The sequence below is a fragment of the Reyranella sp. genome (genome assembly GCF_052439685.1).
GTDB lineage: Bacteria > Pseudomonadota > Alphaproteobacteria > Reyranellales > Reyranellaceae > Reyranella.
The window spans coordinates 25,656-31,929 of record NZ_JBQVQG010000042.1 but is presented as its reverse complement, the minus strand read 5'-3'; the positions used below and the strand labels follow the sequence as shown (position 1 = coordinate 31,929).

Annotated in this window: 5 protein-coding genes and 1 tRNA gene; 4 read left to right on the top strand and 2 right to left on the bottom strand. The window is 64.0% G+C overall.

Annotated features, from left to right (window positions below):
- Nucleotides 1-100: 100 nt before the first annotated feature.
- Nucleotides 101-177 (top strand) — tRNA-Met (locus ACT6UX_RS28610).
- Here ACT6UX_RS28610 and ACT6UX_RS28605 read toward each other — a convergent pair.
- Together ACT6UX_RS28605 and ACT6UX_RS28600 are read right to left on the bottom strand one after the other, a co-directional pair.
- Nucleotides 134-1,861 carry a recombinase family protein gene (locus ACT6UX_RS28605; RefSeq protein WP_444778559.1) on the bottom strand — a complete coding sequence of 576 codons (1,728 nt, stop codon included), beginning with the start codon at nucleotides 1,859-1,861 and terminating at the stop codon, nucleotides 134-136. The genes ACT6UX_RS28610 and ACT6UX_RS28605 overlap by 44 nt on opposite strands.
- A 22-nt stretch (nucleotides 1,862-1,883) precedes the next feature.
- The gene (locus ACT6UX_RS28600; RefSeq protein ID WP_444778556.1) at nucleotides 1,884-2,066 is read right to left on the bottom strand and encodes a hypothetical protein; all 183 of its coding nucleotides are present in this window, start codon (nucleotides 2,064-2,066) and stop codon (nucleotides 1,884-1,886) included.
- Between the two features lie 275 nt (nucleotides 2,067-2,341).
- On the opposite strand from ACT6UX_RS28600, the gene ACT6UX_RS28595 reads away from it, so the two are divergent.
- From ACT6UX_RS28595 to ACT6UX_RS28585, 3 genes are all read left to right on the top strand, one after another.
- Nucleotides 2,342-2,953 (top strand): type IV toxin-antitoxin system AbiEi family antitoxin domain-containing protein, encoded by a 612-nt coding sequence (locus tag ACT6UX_RS28595; RefSeq protein ID WP_444778555.1) that lies wholly within the window; start codon nucleotides 2,342-2,344, stop codon nucleotides 2,951-2,953.
- 86 nt (nucleotides 2,954-3,039) lie between these two features.
- Entirely contained in the window at nucleotides 3,040-3,885 is an 846-nt protein-coding gene (locus ACT6UX_RS28590; RefSeq protein ID WP_444778554.1) for a nucleotidyl transferase AbiEii/AbiGii toxin family protein, read from the top strand.
- 76 nt (nucleotides 3,886-3,961) lie between these two features.
- Nucleotides 3,962-6,079 carry a ParB/RepB/Spo0J family partition protein gene (locus tag ACT6UX_RS28585; RefSeq protein ID WP_444778553.1) on the top strand — a complete coding sequence of 706 codons (2,118 nt, stop codon included), beginning with the start codon at nucleotides 3,962-3,964 and terminating at the stop codon, nucleotides 6,077-6,079.
- Nucleotides 6,080-6,274 lie beyond the last annotated feature (195 nt).

The following is a 6,274-nucleotide window of genomic DNA, read 5'->3' as shown; positions in this document are numbered from 1 at the left end:
GTACTGTGTCTCAAGGCACGGGAGAGTAGGTCGCTGCCGGATCTTCCGAACGCTAAGGTACACATTCCGACAAAACGAAATCTGAACGCGCTGGATTTAACGCGGGGTGGAGCAGCCCGGTAGCTCGTCAGGCTCATAACCTGAAGGTCGTAGGTTCAAATCCTGCCCCCGCAACCAGCTTAACTTGCTTGGCAAGTTCGGCGACAACGGCCGCCCCTTCACGGGGGCGGCCGTTGCTGTTTTGGGGCATGCGAAGCTGATTCCTAGCATCTGCGCCGTCGCTCCCCTCCCTCGACAGGGCACTTGCTTGGGCGATCGTCAGGATACCGGCCAGATCGCCGTGCACATCGATCGTCAGCTTGCCGTCCGCCGGCGTCAGCACGATTTTGCTGACCAGCGATCGTAGGCGCTCGGCCGCTTCGGTCCGCAACGCGTCTTCGTCGCCGCCAAGCGCGGCGGCCAGGCCGGCCACCTGTTCCCGATAGAAGCCCGCCATCTTGGGATGAAGAAGCGGCGGTGGCTCTTCTGCGCGGGCGAGTTCGGACTCGAGCTGCGCCTTGCGAGCTTCGAGCCCGTCCATCTTCGCCTTCATCGACGGGTGGTACATACCGTCAGCGATGGCGTCGACTGTGGCTTTGATCTGCCTGTCGATGCGGCCGAGCTCCGACTTGGCTGCGTCAAGTGAGGCGCGTCCCTCCATCCGCAGCCGGTTCATTTCGCGAGTGAACTCGTCGCAAAACTCCCTAAACAGAGCTGGGTCCATGAGCTCGCTCTTGAGCGCGCCGAGGACCCGCTCCTCGAGATCCGCCCGCTTGATCGCCAACCGATTGTCGCACGTGCCCTTGTTCCGGGCGGTCGAGCAGCCGACGTGGGTTGCCGAGATCATCGAGTAACCGCCGCCGCATACGCCGCAGCGTGTCAGGCCCGACAGGAGATAGCGTGCCCGGCGCCGCTCCCAGATGCCATTTGCCTCGCCGGTCTCGGTGTTCTGCTTGACGGTCAGCTGGCGCACCTTCGCAGCATCCCAAAGTTCCTGCTCCACGATGCGCAGCTCCGGGGCTTCCTGGATTATCCATTCGTCTCGAGAGTTGAGCCGTGACACACGCTTGCCGCTATCTGGATCCTTGATGAAGCGCTGCCGATTCCAGACGATCCGGCCGATATACATTTCGTTGTTCAGGATGCCGTTGCCGCGCTTCGGGCTGCCGTAGATCGTAGTAAAGCCCCAATCGCGGGCTGCTGGCCCGGCAATCCCGTCGCGATTGAGCCCTACGGCGATCTGCTTCGGCGAAACCCCGGAGACGTACTCGCGAAAGATCCGGCGCACGACCTCCGCTTCCGCCTGATTGATCGAGCGGTCGCCCCGGATCAGTTCGCCCTTCTCGTCGAATTTCTTCACCACGTCATATCCGTAGGAGTTGCCGCCGCCGGACTTGCCTTCCTCCACCCTTCCGCGCAGGCCGCGGCGAACCTTGTCGGCGAGATCCTTGAGAAACAGGGCATTCATTGTGCCTTTCAGCCCGACATGCAAATGCGTCACGTCTCCTTCGGAGAGCGTGACCATCCTCACGTTGGCAAAGGCAAGGCGCTTGAAGAGGCCGGCAATGTCTTCCTGGTCGCGCGACAGCCGATCCATCGCTTCCGCGAGAACGACGTTGAAGCGTCCACGAAGCGCGTCTGCGATCAGCGATTGGATGCCGGGCCGCAGCAGAGAAGCGCCGGAGATTGCTTGGTCGGAGTATTCCTCGACGACCTGCCAACCCTGCTTCTCGGCATGGATTCGGCAAATGCGGAACTGGTCGACGATCGAAGCGTCACGCTGATTGTCGGAGGAATAGCGGGCGTAGAGGGCGACCTTCATCGCACGGCACTCCTCGGAAGGGTCAGGAGCGACCCGCGCGGCGCTCCTCCATCATCTTTTCGTACCATTGCCGCGCCGCGCGGCGCGCGAGCAGTCGTACCAACTCGACCAGCCGTGGGTCGGGGCCACCGCCGCCCGGCACGGCGTTCGGCTCCGTGACCGGCGGCACGACCGGGCGTTCTCCATTGGGCGGTCTCTGCAGCATGGCGCCTTCCGTGACGAAAATCACTAGCTTCGGTGCCAAGATCAGAGGCGATGCGAGCCCAGGCAATTCGGTTGTGAGGCGTAAGATCGGCGGCGCGCGGCAGGCGATTGCGCAGGTTTTCGCAGGGACGCCAAGCCTTTCGCAAAGCAGCGTCGCACAATGACCTATGCGTTTCGTCCCCGCGAAAGCTCGCTGAGCAGGATCGAGGTGTTCCCACGCTAGGAATGATGATACCTTTACAGGGCTAAAGTCAATATACGCCTAGTATATGTAACATGTCTGCTAGCCCTTCAAAGCTGAAGACTCGCGCTCTTACCCTTGTCCGGAAGAAGGGGATTGCCCGTGCCCGCGATTTCAACGCCGTTGGGGTTCCCCGGGTCTATCTGAAGCGGATGCAGGATGAGGGACTCCTGATTCAACGGGGGCGAGGCCTCTACCAACTCGCCGACGCTAAGCTCTCGCCCGCACACAGCCTAGCCGAAGCTGCCCGGATCGTCCCCCACGGCGTCATATGCCTTCTTTCGGCGCTGCAGTTTCATGAGCTGACGACTCAAACGCCTCACGAAGTCTGGATGCTTATCGGATGGAAGAAATGGGCTCCGACGCGACCACCCGTCTCGCTCCGGATCATTCGGGCCACCGGCAAGTCGCTCACCGCCGGCATTGAGGTTCACAAGATCGAGCAGGTCCCGGTTCCGATCACCGTCCCGGCGAAGACGGTCGCCGATTGCTTCAAATACCGAAACAAGATTGGACTGGACGTCGCTATCGAAGCCCTGCGCAGCTGTCTTCGCAATCGCCGAGCCACCGCTGACGACCTCTGGAAGTACGCCACCATCGATCGCGTGCAGAACGTGATGCGGCCATATCTCGAGGCCCTCCTGTGAACCGAAAGGGGCGCCCCCGGAATATTGCCGCATCGGTGAGGGCGCGGCTGACGCAGCGCGCCCGCGACAGGCAAGAGAACGTCCAGTTGGCGCTGATCCGCTATGCGATCGAGCGGCTGCTGTACCGGCTCGGTCTTTCTTCCCATCGTGAAGAGTTCGTCCTCAAGGGGGCCATGCTCTTCAGCCTCTGGGCGCCGACGCCCTATCGCTCGACCGGCGATCTTGATCTTCTCGGATTCGGCGATCCGGCGCCCGAGCGCATCGTGTCGGTGTTTCGCGAAATCTGCTCGCTCACCGCCGCCGATGATGGCGTAGCCTTCAGGCCAGAGACGATCCGGGCACAAGCGGCGCGCCTGGAGGAAGAATACAGCGGCATTCGTTTGACGCTGGACGCGGAAATTGCTAGAGCGCGATTACCGCTTCAGATCGACATCGGCTTCGGCGACGTCGTCACCCCGGGCATCCAGGACATCGACTACCCATCGCTGCTCGACATGCCCCTGCCGCATCTGCGTGCCTATCCGCCGGAGACCGTGGTCGCCGAGAAGCTTCAAGCGCTGGCGGCTCTTGGGTTGCTCAATAGCCGCATGAAGGACTTCTTCGATCTCTGGGCCATCTCGCAGACCTTCGCCTTTGCCGGGTCGACTTTCGTCCAGGCCATTCAGGCGACGTTCGAGCGACGCGCGACAGCAATTCCACCGGAAACTCCCGCCGCCCTGACAGCGACTTTCTCCAACGACCCTGCGAAGCAAGCCCAGTGGCGCGGTTTCCTGCGGCGAACCTCCATCGCTCTTGCGCCAGCTCCCTTGCCAGACCTCCTTCATCGCATCGGAGATTTTGTAATGCCCCCGCTTGAGGCATTGCGGGCAGGTGCCACGTTCAACAAGAACTGGAGGCCTGGAGGGCCTTGGAAGATCGCGGAAAAAGAGTGAGAGGGCTGCGCCGGACTCCGTGGCGGATTGGAGGTCAAGAGAGAGTCTCTCGGCCGTCCGTCGCGGAGTATCCCTCATGGCAAAGGCCATTCAGAAGATCATTCTCAGTGCCTCGCGCGACATTCCCTTCAGCAAGCTGGTGCTTAGCCAGTCCAACGTCCGGCGCCTGAAGGCGGGCGTCTCGATCGAGGACCTGGCCGGGGACATCGCCCGGCGCGGGCTCCTGCAGAGCCTCAACGTCCGGCCGGTGCTCGATGCCGAGGGCGCCGAGACCGGCATGTTCGAGATCCCGGCCGGCGGGCGCCGTTACCGGGCCCTCGAACGGCTGGTGAAGCAGAAGCGTCTTGCCAGGACGGCGCCGATCCCATGCATCGTGCGCGACCCCACGGTCGAGATCTCGGCTGAGGAGGATTCTCTGGCTGAGAACATCCAGCGCGTCGCCCTGCATCCACTGGATCAGTTCCGCGCCTTCAAGGTTCTGCGCGACCAGGGCGCCGGCGAAGAAGAGATCGCTGCCCGGTTCTTCGTCGCGCCTGCCGTGGTGAAGCAGCGGCTGCGCCTGGCATCGGTCTCCGAGAAGCTGCTCGGGATCTATGCCGAGGACGGCATGACCCTGGATCAGCTCATGGCTTTCACGGTCACCACCGACCATGCCCGGCAGGAACAGGTCTGGGAGGCATTGCAGCAGTCCTACGACAAGGAGCCTTACCTGATCCGCCGCCAGCTCACCGAGAGCGCCGTGCGCGCGTCGGACCGACGGGCACGGTTCGTAGGGCTCGACGCTTATAAGGCAGCGGGCGGGGCGGTCCTCCGCGACCTGTTCGAGGAGGACAACGGCGGCTGGCTCCAGGACATGGCACTGCTCGATCGCCTGGCGACCGAGAAACTGGCGGCCGAGGCCGAGAAGATCGCCGGTGAAGGCTGGAAGTGGATCGAGGTGGCCGTCGACTTCCGGTACGGCCATGCGCACCATCTTCGGCGGCTCGACGGCGTGGAGGTCGAGCTCACGCCCGAGGAGCAGGCAACGTTCGATGCCCTAACCGCCGAGCAGGCCAAGTTCGAGGGCGAGTACGAGGGCGCCGATGAGCTGCCGGACGAAATCGACGCACGGCTGGGCGAGATCGAGGAAGCGCTTGCAGCCTTGGAGAGCCGTCCGGTCCACTACGAGCCGGCCGAGATCGCGCGGGCCGGCGTGTTCGTCAGCATCGATGCGAACGGACGCCTCGCCGCCGACCGCGGCTATGTGAGGCCGGAAGATGAGCCGGTACCAGCGGGCAGCGAAGATCCGGCAGCAGACGAGATCGGCGGGGTGGGTGAGGCGGCTCCTGCCGCTTTCGCCCAGCGCACCGTCATCACCATCGGAGGCGACCAGCCGGAAGACGACGGCGACGACGAGGCGATCAAGCCGCTGCCGGAGCGGCTCGTGAGCGAGCTGACGGCCCATCGCACCCTCGCGCTGCGGGACGCGGTGGCGAACAACCCCCAGGTCGCCTTCACGGCGCTGCTGCACAAGCTCTGCCTCGACACCTTCCGGCACAGTGTCCCCGGCGCGTGTTTGGAAGCCTCGGTGCGGCATGTGTTCTTCCCGGCCCAGTCGGCCGATTTGAAGGACAGCTCCTCGGCCAAAGCGGTCGCCGACCGGCACGAAGCCTGGAAGGCCGAGCTGCCCAAGGAGGAGGACGGGCTGTGGGATTGGCTCGCTGCCCTCGACGACAGCCGTCGTGTCGCGCTGCTGGCACATTGCGTGTCATTCGGAGTGAACGCTCTTTACGAGAAGGGCGACGGTTACGGCGGACCGGGCGTGTCCGCCCACGGCGTGCAGCAGCGCATCGCCCAGGCCGACCGGCTGGCCCGCGCCGTCGGTCTCGACATGGTCGAGGCCGGCTGGCGGCCCACCGTTGACAACTATCTCGGCCGCGTCACCAAGCCCCGCATTCTGGAAGCGGTGCGCGAGGCCAAGGGCGACCAGGCAGCACAGCTCATCGACCATCTCAAGAAGACCGAAATGGCGAAGGAGGCCGAGCGGTTGCTCGACGGCACCGGCTGGCTGCCCGAGCCGCTGCGGCTCGCTGACAGCGCGGACATGCCAGACACACCCGCGGACCCGGCCGAGGAGCTTCCTGCTTTCCTCGCCGGCGGAGAAGGGGGTGTAACGGCCGACGAGTCGGAGCCGCTTCCCATCGCTGCGGAATAGTGTGAACACCGCGGGTGGCCTCGGTCCTCCGCGGTGTCTTCGCCAATCGTTGGAAAAGCCCGGCCGCCGTGCCGGGCTTTTTCCTTTGAGGGATTCCTCGCATTCGAGGCGCAAGGGGAGAGGGAGAGGACGGCCGGGACGGGTTTGAGCCGGCCAGGTTCAGAGAGAGCGCCTTCCGGTTCGGACCGTTCCCGC

Bases quoted from the DNA above. Each gene is read 5' to 3' on its own strand.
- ACT6UX_RS28600 (WP_444778556.1), bottom strand. From the start codon at position 2,066: ATGCTGCAGAGACCGCCCAATGGAGAACGCCCGGTCGTGCCGCCGGTC.
- ACT6UX_RS28605 (WP_444778559.1), bottom strand. From the start codon at position 1,861: ATGAAGGTCGCCCTCTACGCCCGCTATTCCTCCGACAATCAGCGTGAC.
- ACT6UX_RS28585 (WP_444778553.1), top strand. From the start codon at position 3,962: ATGGCAAAGGCCATTCAGAAGATCATTCTCAGTGCCTCGCGCGACATT.
- ACT6UX_RS28595 (WP_444778555.1), top strand. From the start codon at position 2,342: ATGTCTGCTAGCCCTTCAAAGCTGAAGACTCGCGCTCTTACCCTTGTC.